This window comes from Haemophilus influenzae (assembly GCF_003494325.1).
Classification (GTDB): Bacteria; Pseudomonadota; Gammaproteobacteria; order Enterobacterales; family Pasteurellaceae; genus Haemophilus; species Haemophilus influenzae_I.
The window spans coordinates 182,071-198,525 of record NZ_QQIK01000002.1 but is presented as its reverse complement, the minus strand read 5'-3'; the positions used below and the strand labels follow the sequence as shown (position 1 = coordinate 198,525).

The following is a 16,455-nucleotide window of genomic DNA, read 5'->3' as shown; positions in this document are numbered from 1 at the left end:
TTATTCGTATCTCAAAGCTGCTGCAGGTTCTACTTTCGCAGCTCGATAAGCAGGATAAAGGGTTGAAAGCAAGGAAAGTAACAGCGAAAATCCAATGACAAAAATCATTTGAACAAAGGATAATTCTGTCGGTAAAAAAACACCTTGTGGATTTACCGCACTTACAATGTCCGTTAAATTCAACGTAGCTAAAACACCTAAAATAGCACCGAGTAATGTGCCAACAAATCCCACCAGTAATCCTTGATAAATGAACACTGAACGCACTTGGGATTTTGTTAAGCCTTGAGTTTGCAAAATCGCAATTTCCCCTTGTTTATCCACCACCATCAAACTTAAAGAGGTGACAATATTGGAAATCGCCACGACAATAATCAAACTAATCAGCAAACCCATCATATTTTTTTCCATTCTCACTGCTTGGAAAAATTCGCCTTTTTGCACACGCCAATCTGTGATTTTTTGTGTCGGGAAATGTTGTGGGAGTTCTGTAATTTGGAACGGATCATTCAGAAATAAACGATAGCCCTGTGCTTGCTGAGGTTGAATACGCATTAAGCGACCAATATCTGTAATATTAGCAAAGGCTTCGTAACCAGATGCTTCGCCATAACCATAATAAATATCGCTAACAGTAAATAAACGCTGCATTGGCACCCGACCGAATGGTGTATATTGGCTATTTTCCGTAATCATCAAACGGATTTTATCCCCAATATTCACGCCCAGTTTTTGCGCCAGTTGATCGCCAATGACCAGTTTAAACTCCCCTCTAGGCAAAATTTCATTAAATTTAGTCTGATCAAAAGATTCAACCAAAGGATCATCAGAAAATGATTGAATACCTATAATTTGTCCTGCACTTACGCCTTTTGCCGTTTGATAAATCACATTTGTTGTATTGATCGGCACGGCTTTTTGGACAAAGTGCGGTAAATTTTCTAGCGTTTTTTCTGTAGAAATAGGCTGCTCTTCGCTCACAATCGCATGAGGAATAGAAGATAGCACCTGTTGTTTTTGGTAACCTTCTAATCCATTCATCACCGAAAGCACGATGATCAATGCCATCACACCTAGCACAATCCCCAGGCTTGCAAGATTAGTCACTAATCGCCCAAAACGATCCGCACTTTTCGCACGCCAATAACGTAGTGCAATATAAAGAGAAATAGGAAAATTCATTATTTTTGATGTAATTGTTGTACAAATTCTTCGATGTTTTGCATTACTTTGCCAACTAATGTTGTCACTGCACTATCACTCGCCCAAGCAATATGTGGTGTGATAATTAAATTAGGCATCGTTTTTGCAGCTAAAATTAACGGATTATCTTTTTCTGGTGGCTCTTTTACCATTACATCCAAAGCCGCTCCGCCTAAATGCCCCGTTTTTAACGCATCAACTAAGGCAAGTTCATCAATCAAAGGCCCACGCCCTGTATTAATCAAAAATGCACCTTTTTTCATTTTGGATAAGGTTTCTGCATTAATTAAATCCTTTGTTGTTTCCGTTAATGGGCAATGCAACGTCACAATATCCGCTTGTTTTAATACTTCATCAAAAGGCGTATAACCTTCACGGCAAACAGTGGCATCTTTATGTTCTGCATAAAGCACTTTCATTCCCACGGCATTAGCCAAACGCCCCACTTCTGTTCCTAGGCAACCTTTACCAAATACGCCCAACGTTGAACCGCGCACATCTGTAATTGGATAATCAAAATAACAAAATTGTTTACTTTCCGCCCATTTTGCTTCCGTTTGATCGCGTAACCAACCTGCCAAACTGTGTTTTAAAGAAAAAATCAGACCGATTACGTGTTCTGGCACGGTTGTACTGGAATAACCTGTCACATTACGCACGGCGATGCCCATTTCTTCTGCAGCCACAAGATCAACATTATTTGTACCTGTCGCAGTAATGGCAATCAGCTTTAATTTTGGCAGTTGTTGCAAAGTTTCACGATCAAAAATCACTTTGCTCGTAATCACAATATCTGCATCCTTTACGCGTTCAATCGTTTGCTCAGCAGATGTATGTTCATATTCTGTCCAAGTATGTTCAAAACTTGGGCGAGGAATTGAAATATGTTTAGGAATAGCCGTGCTATCTAAAAATACGATTTTCATTAATTGCTCCTTTTTTATATACAAAGTGCGGTCAAAATTAACCGCACTTTTGATGAAATTTAAATTGAGGTATCCAATTCTGGAAAAGATTTTACTAAATCATCGATGGCTTTCATTTGGGAAACAAAGCCTTCAAGCGCAGAAAGTGGCAATGCAGAAGGGCCATCACATTTTGCTTGATTTGGATTTGGATGTGCTTCTAAGAATAAACCTGCAATGCCTACTGCTAAACCTGAACGCGCTAATTCGGTTACTTGTGCACGACGACCACTCGATGCCGCCCCAAATGGATCACGGCATTGAAGTGAATGGGTTACATCAAAAATAACAGGGCTACCCTTAGAGGCTTTTTTCATTACACTAAAGCCAAGCATATCCACAATTAAATTATCGTAACCAAAATTTGTTCCACGATCACAAAGAATGATTTTATCGTTACCGCATTCTTCGATTTTTTCCACGATATTGCCCATTTGACCTGGGCTTAAAAATTGTGGTTTTTTCACATTAATCACTGCGCCTGTTTTTGCCATCGCTTCAACGAGATCTGTTTGACGTGCCAAAAAGGCGGGAAGTTGAATAATATCGACAACATCAGCAACGGGCTGACATTGATAGATTTCGTGTACATCGGTAATAATTTTTACCCCGAATGTATCTTTTAATTCTTGGAAAATTTTTAATCCTTCTTCCATGCCAGGTCCACGGTAAGAATGAATAGATGAACGATTCGCTTTGTCAAAAGACGCTTTAAACACATAAGGCACGCCAAGTTTCTCTGTCACTTTCACATAAGCTTCGCACACTTGCATTGCCATATCACGGCTTTCCAGCACGTTCATTCCGCCAAAAAGCACGAAAGGTTTGTCGTTTGCAACATCAATATTGCCAATTTTTACAATTTTATTTTGCATAAATTTTCCTTAAATCAATGGAGGGGAAAAGTATCTTTATTAATCTCGCCTTTAAGTTCTAAAAGTTGCGTGCGGATAAACGCCGCCGTTGGATCTTTTGGACAATGTTCCACAAAAAATTCTAAATCTTTCAATGCTGAAGGATAAGCCCCCATTTGAGCTAAAACTAAGCCACGGTCACGGATATGATAAGGATTTTCAGCATCAGTAATCATTAAATTCTTAATATAGTGGTATGCCATATCGTTATGCTCTTCACGAATAAGCGCATTTTTCGCCAGTTGCTCAAAGCGAGAATAAAGTAAAGAAAGATCGGCTCTATCAAGTTCTTCGGGTTGAATTTTCGCCCCAAACCCAAATGCACCTTCATAAAGTTGCTGCAATTTTTCTTGTGAAATATAAGTGCCATCCCAAGGATCAATAAAAGCCACTTCATCTCTGACTTCAGCACGTAAAATTAACTGTGTTGGGAAATTTACTGGGTAAATTGGCAAATCCAATGCCTCAGCTAAATAAAACACCATTGCCCCAAGAGTCACTGGCATTCCTTGACGATGTTCAAACACATAAGGCAAATATAAATTGCGAGCATAAAAATAATCTTCTGGATCGCAATGAAAGCCCCAATCACCATAAAATAGCTGTAGTAACTGATGAATCTGCTCTTCTTTCGGCCAATCTGGCGAAATTTTTTTACGCGCTTTACGCACAAGCCCACCCATTTTTCCCCGAAGTTGTGCTTCTGAGCTGCCATCATCAGAGATAACAAGATAAAAATGCACAAATTTATCGTATAACGCACGTCGATAATATTTCATTACTTCTTCCAAAAACCTAAAGTGACGCGCTCATTGTCGCCATAATCACGCACGGTTTCAACCATTTCCCAATGATTTTCTTGGAAAATTGACCGCACTTTTTCGCCTTGTTGCCATCCGTGTTCAAGCAATAATACGCCATTAGAATTCAAATAACTCGATGCTAATTCAATAATATGACGTAAATCAGCATACCCTGCATCATTGGCAACTAATGCAGAAAGGGGTTCAAAACGCACATCGCCTTGATGCAAATGTTCATCTTGCGCATCAATATAAGGCGGATTGCTGACGATAAGATCAAACTTCCCTGTTATATTATCAAACCAACGGCTTTGCAAAAATTCTACATTTAGCTGATTTCTTTCTGCATTAGATTGAGCTAATGCCACAACATCGGGCATAAGATCAACACCAATTATTTCCAGCGGAATATGCCGCTTTTGGCAAATGGGCGCAAGCTCGGAAGCCAAAGCGAGGGCGATTGCGCCTGTACCTGTGCCGAGATCAAGAATACGAAAGTGCGGTGGATTTTCTTCCAGTTTTTCTAACGCAATTTGTAATGCTTTTTCCACTAAACTTTCCGTGTCTGGTCTTGGAATCAATGTGCTTTTTGAAACATTTAATGGCAACGACCAAAATTCTTTTTCGCCAAGAATATAAGCGATAGGTTCGCCTTTTAAACGACGATCTAAAAGTGCGGTCAATTTTAACTGCACTTTTTCATCAATCTCAGTATCATCAAAAGCAAGGATTTGCGTACGCGATTTGCCAGTAGCGTGTTGAAGAAGCACAAGCGCATCAATTTTACTATTTTCAGTGGGATTTTTTTGTGCTAAATCCGCAATCGCTTGTGCCAGCCATTCTTTATAATTCATTATTTTTCGTCTTTTAACACTATCGTGCCAGCCACTAAATCAGTTAAAGAACGACGATCATCGCGCACAAGTGCAACAATACCGCTAATAATCAATAAGAAACTCGTCCACGCCAATAAAATATCAATAATCTCACGGCCGATGTATTTACCAAATTCAACAGGCTGATTGGTATGATAATTAAATACGCGCAAGCCTAACCAACGTTTTGCCATTGTTTGGCCATAAGTTTTCATAAAATATAACTGAAAACCAATATATACAATCGTCCCCACTACACCGGCAAAATCCCCCAATGCAAAACCGAGACCAACCATCACCCAAAGAACAAGCCCATTAATCATACTCGCAAGCCAACGTTTAAAACGGCTCGCTTGAGCGAGTTGAGAAGGTTTGAAAGTAGAAGAAAATTCAGCATCTTTTTGATTTTCAATGATCATTTTATTTCCCTTTAAAGTTAAAAAGGACATCTGAAATCAGATGCCCCTATCATTAATTCTGTTCAGACAATGCAGCCAACTGATCCGCTTGATATTCGGTAATAATCGGCTGAATCAGTTCATCAATTTTACCATTCATCACTTCATCCAAACGATAAATAGTGAGATTGATACGGTGATCGGTTACTCGACCTTGCGGATAATTATATGTACGAATTTTATCAGAACGATCGCCCGAACCTAATAAGTTACGGCGCATATCTGTTTGTTCTGCGGCTTGGCGTTCTTGCTCTGCTTGAACAATACGTGACGCTAATACTGACATTGCTTTCGCTTTATTTTTGTGCTGTGAACGCTCATCCTGACATTCCACCACAATACCTGTTGGAATGTGTGTAATACGCACCGCAGAATCCGTTGTATTTACGTGCTGACCACCTGCGCCTGACGAGCGGTAAGTATCAATACGCAAATCTGATGGATTAATTTCTGGCATTTCAGATTCTGGCAATTCTGGCATTACCGCGACGGTACAAGCAGAAGTGTGGATACGCCCTTGGCTTTCAGTTTTTGGTACACGTTGCACACGATGACCGCCAGACTCAAACTTTAACTGACCATACACACCTTCGCCAGTGACTTTAACAATCACCTCTTTATAACCGCCTTGCTCACTTTCGTTAGCACTGAGCATTTCTACACGCCAGCGTTTACTTTCAGCATAACGACTGTACATACGGAATAAATCACCGGCAAAAATACCCGCTTCATCACCGCCTGTTCCCGCACGGATTTCTAAATAGCAGTTATATTCATCATTAGGATCTTTCGGCAGTAAAAGAATTTGAAGTTGTTGTTCCACTTCTTCAATTTCCGCTTTGGATTCTTCGATTTCCATTTGCGCCATTTCTTTCATTTCAGGATCGTCGAGCAATATTTCAGCTTCTTCAATATTTTGATTTAATTGCGTCCAACGATTAAAACATTTCACTACTTCTTCAAGTTGCGAATATTCTTTAGAATACGCACGGAATTTATCCTGATCACTAATTACAGAAACATCGCCCAATAAGGCTTCTAGCTCTTCATAACGTTCTTTTAAACTTTCTAATTTTGCAATAATGGAATCTTTCATCATTTGTAAGTCACCGAAAATAAAATCGGTGTATTTTAGCCGATTTTAGGGAAAATTGACAGCGAAAAGGAAATTAAGAATCTCAGACGCTTTATTTGTGATTTTATTTTTATATTTTTGTATGGCATTTTGAATAAGTTGCTGACTTGAATTCATGCCATAATCATAAACCCAATGGGAAACTGGGGCGTATCCCATTTGAATACGCCCACTCGAAAATAATCCCTTCCCCACATTCCAAAATTCGCATTATTATTGCGGTAAGCGGAATAAAGGCATTAGCGTTCCCCTCTATTTAGCTTGCCATAATATTTGCAACCACCTTGATCACCATTATCACAAGCCTTACCAAACCATTCTTTAGCTAAAGATTTATTTACTTGAACACCTTTTCCTAAAAGATATGAGAATCCCAATAGAGCTTGAGCATCTGCATCTCCCTGCTCCGCCGCTTTGCGATACCATTTCACCGCTTCAACATCATCTTGTTTTACGCCTTGCCCCTTAGCATACCTCACGCCCAAATTAAATTGAGCCTTTGCATCCCCCTGCTCCGCCGCTTTGCGAAACCACTTCACCGCTTCAACATCATCTTGTTTTACGCCTTGCCCCTTAGCATAGCTCACGCCCAAATTAAATTGAGCCTCTGCATGTCCCTGCTCCGCCGCTTTGCGAAACCACTTCACCACTTCAAAATCATCTTGTTTGACGCCTTGCCCCTTAGCATACATCACGCCCAAATTAAATTGAACATTTGCATCTCCCTGCTCTGCCATAGGTAACCAAAGTTTAAAGGCGGTTTGATAGTCGCTTTGCTCATAAGCGGTTAAACCTTGTTGGAATTGCTGTTCCGGCGTATCCGCCCAAGCGGTGGATTGAAAAGAAAATACAGAAGCACCTAAAAGTGCGGTGGTTAAAAGTGTTTTTGTGAGTTTCATTTGTTTTCCTATTAAATTGAATGAATGGATAATCTTTTATTTTTATTCACTAAAATTGGCTTTGAACCATGATGAGGAACTTGCAAACCATAAACCCAATGAAAGGCTGGGGCGTCTCCCATTTGAATACGCCCACTTGAAAATAACCCTTGCCCTACATTCCAAAATTCGCATTGTAAAGTTGGCATTAGCGTTCCCCTCTATTTAGCTTGCCATAATATTCACAACCCACTTGTTCACCATTATCACAAGCCTTACCAAACCATTCTTTGGCTAAAGATTTATTTACTTGAACACCTTTTCCTGAAAGATATGAGAATCCCAACATAACTTGAGCACCTCCATATCCCTGCTCCGCCGCTTTGCGATACCATTTCACCGCTTTGAAATAATCTTGTTTTACGCCAAGTCTTCCTCCATACATCATGCCCAAACCATTTTGAGCCTTTGCATTTCCCTGCTCTGCCGCTTTGCGAAACCACTTCACCGCTTCAACACCATCTTGTTTTACGCCATGTCCGATTGCATACATCGCACCCAAATTTAATTGAGCATCTGCATCCCCCTGCTCCGCCGCTTTGCGATACCAGTTCACTGCTTTGAAATCATCTTGTTTTACGCCAAGTCCTCTTTCATACATCATGCCCAAACCACCTTGAGCCTGTGCATATCCCTGCTCCGCCAAAGGCAACCAAAGTTTAAAGGCGGTTTGATAGTTGCTTTGCTCATAAGCGGTTAAACCTTGTTGGAATTGCTGTTCCAGCGTATCCGCCCAAGCGGTGGATTGAAAAGAAAATACAGAAGCACCTAAAAGTGCGGTGGTAAGAAGTGTTTTTGTGAATCGCATAGAAATCGTCCATTTATTAATCAACAATTGAAACAACTAAACATTTTTTGTTTAGCATTATGTTTTGTTGTACTCTCTGTAAAGAGAGTGCAACACCCAGTATACTGGGTGTGAAATGATTAAAAATTGAACTATTTGATTAGGAGGGAATTGGGGGCTTAAGACTGAAAAAAGTGAGCAATTTTGCTCACTTTCTGCTATTAAATACGCGCGACATCAAACTTCGCCAGATCAATTTCATCTTCTGTGCCATAAAATGCCACTAACGCCTTGCGTAACATTTCCGCTCGTTTTGGTAAACCTTTTTCCACATAGGTTTTCACTTGTTCATACACGGCTTGTTTAAAAGGCTGTGTATCGCCCGGATTGCCATTCAAATTATCCGCACTGGCAAAATAACGAAAACCTGCCGCTGTCGCCAAAATCCATTCTAATGCTTGCGGTTTAACTTCAACTTTTTCAAAGTCACGCTGGCGTTCTTCTGAACGTCCATCTGGCTCATACCAATAACCAAAATCTTCTAGTTTACGGCGTTCTTTGCCTGCCACTAACCAATGGGCAATTTCATGCAATGCACTGCTGTAAAATCCTCGCGCAAAATAAATCGCGTTATAAGGCACTTCATCATTTGCGGGTAAATAAATAGGCTCATCACCGCCTTTGACTAAGAGAGTGTTGTATTCCTCTTCAAAACATTGATTAAAAATTGCAATAATATCTTCTAATTTATGTTCCATTCTATCGACTCCTAAAAAATCGCGAGATTATATCACCAGAGGCTCATTTGTTCTTGTTTATTTTCTTCAGGTAAATTGACATGTAACCCAATCAAACGAATCGATCGCCCTTTTGCTCGCATAAAAATTTGAGGAAGTAATCGTTGATTTTTAAAATTTAAGGGGGTATATTTTAGTACGCACTTAGAAAAGCGATGAATCTCCCAGATCGCAAGCGAAGAGGTGAAATAGACTCGGGACTGTGTGTAGGTGTGGGGAGCCCTACCTAAGTGCGTAATCCTTTTCTAATAGCTTTTTAAGCTCCTTGTCTTTTATTCGTCTAAACGACAGCACAAAGATTTCTTTTGGTAATATTTTCACTACAAGCATTTTCCCTTGTCGAATAAAGGTGTAACGATCTGCAAAATCTTTCACTTGTAGTAAATGCTCGGGAGCATTGATGATATCTGGCAACGCCTCATACTCATCAATCCCAAAATCTTGCCCATCACGGCTATTAAACTGTTTAATTAAAGTATCATCAGAAAGCCACACTGTGCCAGTTTTGCTTTTCAATAAATCCTTACTTTCCGCACTCAAGACACCTGCCGCAAATTTAAAATTTTTGGTAAGACTATCTCGCACCTGTAACATTTGATCAGCAGTGAGTTTTTTTCCTTCAGGGCTGAGCGTTTGTTTCATCTCCGCCATATGCTTTGCCAACAATTCAAAATCGTGCTTAAACTCCCCACCTTTCATCTCAACCTTCGCAAACGCATGCGCCAGTTTTTCAGGATAAAGATCCAAATTAGGCTTGTAGTTTAATCGCCCTACATTGTAATCAAAGCCTTTATCCGTCACACGTATCGTGCCATCAGGTAATTTAAACCCTACCGTCTTTTCACGATTACCTTGCTTATCCGCAGGGCGTTCTACTTCCACCAAAAATTCAGAACTATCATCAGGCTTATCAATCCCACGGCGTTTCAAATCTCTTTCGCCTAACCTTCCTGCGGTTCAGGAATCCCTAATTTATCCCGCACCCAACTTTCCGAAATCTGCACGCCAATGCCCGTAAGTTTAGGGATGGCATCTGCAAATACCGATAAGTCTTCATATTCTTTTGTGTCAAACTCAAAATAAGGGATACGATGTGGTGCAATGACAAAACGTTGTGATCAGCCGATTTGTATTGAGTATGAGGAATGCAAACCGAATAAATACGGTGAGATTCGTAAGAAAATTGTGGGGGTAAAAAACAGATTCACAGAAAAGAAAATCATCACCAAATTAAAAAACTGGGTGATTAAATCAGCGAAAAGTGCGTTGGGTTCCACCGCACTTAATTCGGAGTCCACCGAAACAAACAAGGCGCATCGCGCCGCTTGGACTTGTGTCAATAACTGTAACCGTTCAAAAATTGAACAGCAAGCTAATTTATTGATGTTGCCTATCGGTTCGCCATTAAAACCGTCACAAATTGAACTTTTAATGCGCCATGGACGGTTACGGCTTAATGACTATCGGTGGATTTGTTGTGAAAACGATGAAGTTTTCATTAAAGAAGAAAAAATTCCGTTGGCTCAAGCCTTTGGTTGGGGTCAGATCATAACCCGCCTTTGTTTTATAGCCGTTGAGCAATTTCTGCCATATCAGGTGCGTAATAAGTATTTTGCAGAATACTGAGATCTCTATGGCCCGATATTTTGGCTAATACCATTACATCCACTTTTTCTGCCAATCGGGTTAATGCTTCACGGCAGGTGTCGTGAAAATGTAAATTGGCGTTTTCAAGCCCTGCCATCTTTTTGAGCTTGCGGAAGTTGTGATCCAGTTGGCGTGCTTCCATTTGGAATACTCGCGGATCACTTTCTGTTTTTACCGAAGTAAGATGTTGTAAAATCTCTATTGCTTTTACCGAAAGAGGCACCGTGCGTGAATGTCCATTTTTAGTAATTGGCAAAAAGGCGGTGTGCTTTTCAAAATTAATATTATTCCAAGTTAAACTTGCTATTTCCCCTGCTCTCATTGCTGTCTCTATAGCAAAAAGAAATGCCGCCCCCGTGCAATTTTGTAAGGTTTTTGGCGGTTCAATATGTTCGACATCATAACCTGACACAAAAATCAGACGCTCAATTTCATGTTCATTATATCGACGAGTTCTTGGTGCTAGCGCTTTTGGTTTCTCAAGATATTTTAGGGGGGGTCTGTTATAAAATCCCATTCAATCGTTTTGGCCATTAGAGCAGAAAGCGAACTACGTTCACGCAAAACTGTTGCTGGAGAGACTTCTTTTAATCGTTGATTTTACCACTCACGAAAGTGTGCTTTTCCTATTTCTTGTAAAGATATTGCGGCAAGCGGAGTTCGAGAAAGACGCAGTAGCCTTATGCGCTCTTCACGTTTCCCGCGCTTGGTTATCGTTATTATCATTAAGCCTGTGACTTTCGGACGATTGAAGATATAAAATTAACGTTTTACCGAAGCACTTCTCTGATATATTAATTCGCCCAGAATTCACGTTACCTTGCCAGACTTTTTTTAATGTGCCAATTTGAGACAAATTCTTTTGTGCCTGCAAAAATTGCTGATTTATATCAGCTTTTGCATTGGTTATTTGTTGCAAAGTTGATTGTTTATTTTCTTCTATTTTTTGTTCAACACGCTCAGATAACGCTTGCATATTTTGCGCAAGTGTACCCGCATCAAGCGCACCAGCATTTTCAACAACACCGAATGCCTTCACCCAGAATTGCACGTCATCAAATGTGTTTTTTGCTTTGATGCATAATTTGAGGATTAATGATTTAGGGCGAGTTTCATTTCCACCTGTTGCCATTGGGCTATCTAATAGCGGATGCATAAATCCATTATCACTGAGATTATCATCAGTTGTAGTTGAAGTGCGTAATCGTGAATCTATAACTGTTTTCGTTTTGTCATAAAAAATATTACTATCACTTGAATTAACCCAGTGTGTTCTCACTTTGTGAACATGCTTTTTAATCTCATCACTTTGCGTTTCACCAACAGATAAATTGTTTGATGCATTTCTAATAAATCGGTCTTCAGCTAATGGCACATTTGAAATAGAACCATATTTACCGACTAAGTGACGATATAACTCGGGGTAATTTTGCTGTGTAACGGTTGTTCTGATTGAATCAAAGGCAATCCAACCAGCAGGGATATTATCCACGGCAAAATAAGCCGTCATCCCCACATCACTACGAGTTAAATCAGGAAGTTGGTTGCTGTCGCCCAAAGTGCGGTATAAATCGGGAAAGGTTTGTTGGTTGAATGTCGTGCCATCAGCACGTAAAAAACCAACGGGATTAGTTACCGCACGAGGGAATGACACCACCGCACCAATAGGCACGCCGTCGCCGCCTGTCTCTTTCCATTCTGACCAATTTGAGCCATTAAAAAAGCGTGTTTTGATTTTGTTATCATTTGCTTTACGTGCAATTTGACGCACCGCATTTGTTGCCCCACCGCTCACTACTTCAATATGCCATGCCCCATTTTCGGGTAGATTTTGACCGCTTGCTAAGTAATAATTGCCATCGGTTTTATAGCCATTGGCATCGCCCTGCCCTTGTTCTACTTTAAAATTCCCAATACCATAGCCTGCAAGTGTATTAGGCTTGCCTTCAATATCCGTATTAAATTGGGGTTTTGCCCCAGCGTGGTAGATTTTTTGATTGTTATATGACAATTCCCCATTTGCCCGAATACGAATGGTGCCGATAGCTCGGTTACTTTTTTTATACTCTATCCAGCCGTCGCCATCATTCGCCCCCATATTTAAGAGATGATTAGCATTTGCATAAGTTTGCGAATCAGCCACCCCAATGCCACGAAACCCAATGATTTTAGATTCAAAACTTTTGGTACCTTGAATCGATTCATTGCCCCTTAATCCCACTTTGCTCTCTGCGGCAGTTTTAGCTTCTACTGCTTTGTCATAGGCGGTTTTGGCTGCTTTACTTGTCGCTACGTTATCTTCGCTTTCGCTATTTACTGCAGAGGATTTTTTGCTGTTTTGGATGTAATTTTGCGAGACATTTAACTGTAATTGTGCTGTTTGTTGAGCGAGTTTTTTCCCTGCTTTTGCGGTGAGTGCAAGAGATTCACTTTCAAGCCCTGTATCGTTGGTGAGTTGGACTATACCTTGTTGTGTGGTGCTTGCCTTGGCTATTTGGTGGCTGTGTCCGCTTTCATTAAATCCATTTTGCGTTGTGGCAGTAATGGTTTTTGGTGTCATTTGTTGTCGGGTGACAAAAATTACACTGTTATCGATGGATAATGTCACCGCACTAGAGGATTCTACTTTTAAGATCATCCGCAATACTTGGACTTTACCACTTCCGCTACTTTCTGTCGGTTTAAAACTTTCAGGACAGTTTGCGTAGGCAATGAGTTTGTTTTGTGCGTCAAATACGCCCATTTCTCTTATGTAAAAACCGCCGATATTTTCAGGGATGGTTAATTCAACGATGACTTGTTTATTATTGCGAGGGTCGAGAGAGACGGCACTGACAGGTGCAGTGTGCGTTTGATGTACGAGAGCTGTTGCGCTCGCCGTTGGTGTGACCGCTTTCCCATTACCATCACCCACTGCAAATTGGGTGAGCTGTAACGGCTGCCCTTGGCTTAATGCGTGAGCGATAGCCCGTGTTCCGTAGTCGGTTAATATTGCAAAATATTGTGATGCCATAAATGTTCCTATTGTGGATATACCGTGATGATTTCGCCCCATTGCTGACCAACAAAGGCACAAAGTGACCCTGTTGGGGAGAGGGCGATAGCGAGCTGATTGAGATGTCTTGAGACGGGTTTAACATCATTAATCAGTCGCACTAGTTCGTTATAGGTTTGTTCATTCAAGCCACTTTCAGACACTTCTACGGTTAGGCTAAATGTTCCTGGTGTGCCTTGCGGATTTGTTTGAAACCATTCTTTCAGTTCAATAAGATAGCCTATTGGCTCAACCACACGTTTTACTGCGCCAATCGTGCCTTTGTGTTTGTGTACAAAATAAGACTGTTTAATCGCAATGCGTTTAACTTCTTCTGTCCAGTTTTCATCCCATTTATCCACTGAAAACGCCCAAGCTAAATAAGGGAGTAATTCGGCTGGGCAGCGTTCAGGGTTGATTAAATCTGCAATAATAATAGGATTTTCTACCGCACTTTTTAGAATTTCAGCCGCACGTTTTTCTAATGGGGTTGAGCCTATCGGCAGTAAATGATTAGTAATCCTCACTTGTCACGATCTCCAAATTAATTGCCGTGCAGTAGGCTGATTTTGAGCTTGGTAACACAATGTCGGCGGTAGGCGAGATAAGTTCTACCCGTTGTACACCTTCCAAGTGTAATGCGGCATAAATACCCGATAGGCTAATATCTCGCCCTAAACGGTGTTTTTCTTCGGTGTAAGCGGTCAATTTTTTTAATGCAGCCGCTTTGATTGGCTCGTATTCAGGGCCACGATAAAGATGTAATTTGGCGCGGATTTCGTAGGATTGGATCACCGCACTTTGGACAATAACGCGGTCGCCAATAGGGCGAATGTCATCATCATTAAGTTTGGCTCTAACTACATTTAAAAGGTTTTCGTTTGCTTCACCTTGTCCATTACGGCTTAAAATCGTGACGGTGACATTGGCTGGCTGTGGTGATACCACAGACACATCTGCAACATCGGGGTGTGCAGAGAGTGCGTGGAAGATATAAGCAGAGCGAGGGCCCGCCACAGAAAGCCCCTCAAAGGCTAATTGCGTGCGCAATCTTAATGAGGTGTCATCTTCTAAAATTTCGGGGATTTTAGGCGTAACATTATTATTCGCCTCTTGAATGACTTGTCTTTTTACATTGTAATTGGCGGCAATCACATCTAAATCCGAGCCGCTGGCATAGGCTAACATTGTGGCTTTTGCCGCATTATTGATGCGGTTTCTTTCCATCAACTGCAAGTAAACCACTTCTTGTAATAATTTCGTGATGGGTTCACTTTCTAAACTTAATCGTGCTTGCCAAAATGCCCTTTCATCTTGTGGGAAAAGTGCGATAAATTCCGCTTTTCTGTCTGCGAGCAAACTTTCAAAATCTAAATCTTCTAGCACTTTCGGTGCATCTAGTTTTGATAAATCGACTAATTCGCTCATTGTTTATGTCCTAAAAATAGTTTTTCGTTGTGCATTTCTTGGTTATCTTTACGACTGCGTGCAACATAACTTGCCACAATGCCACCTTCAACCAATTCAGGTTTAAATTGTGTGATCTGTACTCGAGGTTCCCAACGATTAATCGCTGTAACAGCACAAGCCGCCAGTTGTAATAACAATGTGTGGCTAATGGGGCGGTCTATTAGCATTGGGATTAAACTGCCATATTCACGCCGCTGAATACGTGAACCAACTGGCGTTAGCAAAATATCGGCAATGGATTGTTTAATGTGATCGCTTTCGTTTTTTAATGTTTCGCCAGTGTATCGATTCATGCTATGCCTTTGCGTTAGAGGTTCGTTGGCCATCGCCTTGTTCAAGGTGAACGTGGTTTTGTAAACTAATTGAGCCACCTTTAATATCACCGCTTGCGGTCACGCTGCCTTGCGTGCTGATATTGCCTTTTGTAGTGCTTGTGCCTGTGGTTGATAAAGAGCCGTCAATATTCACATTGCCTTTGATATTGATTGTGGGGCAGTCAATATCAATTTGATTAGCGGCAGTAATACTGGCGGTTTTGATGCCTGTCACAACCAATGCGCCACTTGATTGGTTGTAAGTGATTTTGGCACCGTCAGCAAATTCAATGACGTGTTCGTCGGGCGATTGGCTTGGGCTATTTTGTGTGTAAAGCCCAACTAATATGCAGGCAGTAGTAAATTCACCGCTAACGGATAACATCACACATTGTTCGCCCACCGTCGGCGGCGACCAAGTTTTGGTTGTACCCGCTCGAAATGTAACGAAGGGTAAAAAATCCGTCAGAATGTTACCGCTCTTTACGCGAGCGCGTGCAGTGGCGTAATTCACTTCAGCGATTACCCCAAAGCGGATAATGTTGTCTAGTTTTCGTTGTAATTCAGCAGACATAGGCATTCACAGTTAAAGAAAATGCCTTATTGTTGGCAATATTGTGCGGTGTGGCGAGTGTGGGAGTGTGTGGAATAGTAGGTAACAAAAAAGGGCTTTCGCCCTTTGATTATGCTCTGTCAATGATTGGGTTTGGAGTGTCCCATTCGCGTGGGAACGGTTCGTGTTGTGGAGAAAAAGCGATAATCACGATATGTTCATCTGATATTTTTTGATAATGAATTACAGGTCCTGATGTTTCTCCATTCAAATTTATTTTTAGCCCACTCATAGGATAATATCTAGATCCTTTATTGTAAGGGCCGCAGTGATAATGCCATATTTCGTTTTGTTGATAAACCTCTGTATTTGGAATGTCATTGAGATTATCATCAAGCCAAGATGGTTTATTTTTACCTCTTAATAGTTTCCCTTGTTTAATGGATTGCATAAAATCAAAGATGAGCTGCAATTCTTCATCTGACATGGCTTGAATGTCTTTAAAAAAGGGCGTGTTTAAACGCCCTTCTTGAAATTGTTTTGATAACTCAATCTTCATTTG

At 40.8% G+C, this 16,455-nt stretch carries 20 protein-coding genes and 2 pseudogenes; 1 reads left to right on the top strand and 21 read right to left on the bottom strand.

Translation table 11 applies throughout. The annotated features are described in order from the left end of the window. The 13 genes and pseudogenes from DV356_RS04195 to DV356_RS04135 form a co-directional block, all read right to left on the bottom strand. Positions 1–1,182 carry a lipoprotein-releasing ABC transporter permease subunit gene (locus DV356_RS04195; protein WP_005654778.1) on the bottom strand — a complete coding sequence of 394 codons (1,182 nt, stop codon included), beginning with the start codon at positions 1,180–1,182 and terminating at the stop codon, positions 1–3. Further along, complete coding sequence (locus DV356_RS04190; protein WP_005693583.1) at positions 1,182–2,129, bottom strand: 2-hydroxyacid dehydrogenase; 948 nt, start codon at positions 2,127–2,129, stop codon at positions 1,182–1,184. The genes DV356_RS04195 and DV356_RS04190 overlap by 1 nt, the downstream gene beginning before the upstream one ends. A gap of 59 nt (positions 2,130–2,188) precedes the next feature. Further along, on the bottom strand, positions 2,189–3,043 hold the full coding sequence (kdsA, locus tag DV356_RS04185; protein WP_005654784.1) for a 3-deoxy-8-phosphooctulonate synthase: 855 nt from the start codon (positions 3,041–3,043) through the stop codon (positions 2,189–2,191). Positions 3,044–3,057: 14 nt separating this feature from the next. After that, positions 3,058–3,861, bottom strand: a complete 804-nt coding sequence (locus tag DV356_RS04180; protein WP_005654786.1) for a SirB1 family protein — start codon at positions 3,859–3,861, stop codon at positions 3,058–3,060. After that, positions 3,861–4,739, bottom strand: a complete 879-nt coding sequence (prmC, locus tag DV356_RS04175; RefSeq protein ID WP_118799957.1) for a peptide chain release factor N(5)-glutamine methyltransferase — start codon at positions 4,737–4,739, stop codon at positions 3,861–3,863. The genes DV356_RS04180 and prmC overlap by 1 nt, the downstream gene beginning before the upstream one ends. Beyond that, the gene (locus DV356_RS04170; protein WP_192880830.1) at positions 4,739–5,179 is read right to left on the bottom strand and encodes an RDD family protein; all 441 of its coding nucleotides are present in this window, start codon (positions 5,177–5,179) and stop codon (positions 4,739–4,741) included. The genes prmC and DV356_RS04170 overlap by 1 nt, the downstream gene beginning before the upstream one ends. 52 nt (positions 5,180–5,231) lie before the next feature. Next, entirely contained in the window at positions 5,232–6,314 is a 1,083-nt protein-coding gene (prfA, locus tag DV356_RS04165) for a peptide chain release factor 1 (protein WP_192882163.1), read from the bottom strand. 278 nt (positions 6,315–6,592) lie between these two features. Then, the gene (locus tag DV356_RS04160) at positions 6,593–7,252 is read right to left on the bottom strand and encodes a tetratricopeptide repeat protein (protein WP_112119481.1); all 660 of its coding nucleotides are present in this window, start codon (positions 7,250–7,252) and stop codon (positions 6,593–6,595) included. Between the two features lie 11 nt (positions 7,253–7,263). Beyond that, entirely contained in the window at positions 7,264–7,440 is a 177-nt protein-coding gene (locus DV356_RS09845) for a hypothetical protein (protein ID WP_005668661.1), read from the bottom strand. Then, a complete protein-coding gene (locus DV356_RS04155; RefSeq protein ID WP_112119480.1) occupies positions 7,440–8,099 on the bottom strand; it encodes a tetratricopeptide repeat protein in 660 nt (219 codons plus the stop codon). Before DV356_RS04155 ends, DV356_RS09845 begins: the two co-directional genes overlap by 1 nt. A 200-nt stretch (positions 8,100–8,299) precedes the next feature. Continuing rightward, positions 8,300–8,836: an elongation factor P hydroxylase gene (locus DV356_RS04150; protein ID WP_112119479.1), complete on the bottom strand. Its 537-nt coding sequence runs from the start codon at positions 8,834–8,836 to the stop codon at positions 8,300–8,302. 261 nt (positions 8,837–9,097) lie between these two features. Then, positions 9,098–9,805, bottom strand: a complete 708-nt coding sequence (locus DV356_RS04140) for a PBECR3 domain-containing polyvalent protein (protein ID WP_116961880.1) — start codon at positions 9,803–9,805, stop codon at positions 9,098–9,100. 14 nt (positions 9,806–9,819) lie between these two features. Then, positions 9,820–9,978: pseudogene (locus DV356_RS04135) on the bottom strand (phage portal protein family protein); the annotation flags it as partial. Between DV356_RS04135 and DV356_RS04130 the strand changes: the two are divergent. After that, on the top strand, positions 9,977–10,501 hold the full coding sequence (locus DV356_RS04130) for a pyruvate kinase (protein ID WP_118806548.1): 525 nt from the start codon (positions 9,977–9,979) through the stop codon (positions 10,499–10,501). The pseudogene DV356_RS04135 and the gene DV356_RS04130 sit on opposite strands and share 2 nt — an antisense overlap. Here DV356_RS04130 and DV356_RS04125 read toward each other — a convergent pair. The 8 genes and pseudogenes from DV356_RS04125 to DV356_RS04090 all read right to left on the bottom strand — a co-directional run bounded on the left by DV356_RS04125 (position 10,440) and on the right by DV356_RS04090 (position 16,452). Further along, complete coding sequence (locus tag DV356_RS04125; protein ID WP_239495799.1) at positions 10,440–11,039, bottom strand: site-specific integrase; 600 nt, start codon at positions 11,037–11,039, stop codon at positions 10,440–10,442. The two genes, DV356_RS04130 and DV356_RS04125, sit on opposite strands and share 62 nt — an antisense overlap. An 83-nt stretch (positions 11,040–11,122) precedes the next feature. Further along, positions 11,123–11,242: pseudogene (locus DV356_RS09995) on the bottom strand (site-specific integrase); the annotation flags it as partial. Then, on the bottom strand, positions 11,214–13,535 hold the full coding sequence (locus tag DV356_RS04115) for a phage tail-collar fiber domain-containing protein (RefSeq protein ID WP_239994844.1): 2,322 nt from the start codon (positions 13,533–13,535) through the stop codon (positions 11,214–11,216). The gene DV356_RS04115 and the pseudogene DV356_RS09995, both read right to left, overlap by 29 nt. 8 nt (positions 13,536–13,543) lie before the next feature. Then, positions 13,544–14,083: a phage tail protein I gene (locus DV356_RS04110; RefSeq protein ID WP_112119475.1), complete on the bottom strand. Its 540-nt coding sequence runs from the start codon at positions 14,081–14,083 to the stop codon at positions 13,544–13,546. After that, the gene (locus DV356_RS04105) at positions 14,070–14,984 is read right to left on the bottom strand and encodes a baseplate assembly protein (RefSeq protein WP_112119474.1); all 915 of its coding nucleotides are present in this window, start codon (positions 14,982–14,984) and stop codon (positions 14,070–14,072) included. Before DV356_RS04105 ends, DV356_RS04110 begins: the two co-directional genes overlap by 14 nt. Further along, positions 14,981–15,319 (bottom strand): GPW/gp25 family protein, encoded by a 339-nt coding sequence (locus DV356_RS04100; RefSeq protein ID WP_005633786.1) that lies wholly within the window; start codon positions 15,317–15,319, stop codon positions 14,981–14,983. The genes DV356_RS04105 and DV356_RS04100 overlap by 4 nt, the downstream gene beginning before the upstream one ends. 1 nt (position 15,320) lies before the next feature. After that, positions 15,321–15,920 (bottom strand): phage baseplate assembly protein V, encoded by a 600-nt coding sequence (locus DV356_RS04095; RefSeq protein ID WP_112119473.1) that lies wholly within the window; start codon positions 15,918–15,920, stop codon positions 15,321–15,323. A gap of 103 nt (positions 15,921–16,023) precedes the next feature. Then, positions 16,024–16,452 (bottom strand): hypothetical protein, encoded by a 429-nt coding sequence (locus DV356_RS04090; protein WP_118806547.1) that lies wholly within the window; start codon positions 16,450–16,452, stop codon positions 16,024–16,026. Positions 16,453–16,455 lie beyond the last annotated feature (3 nt).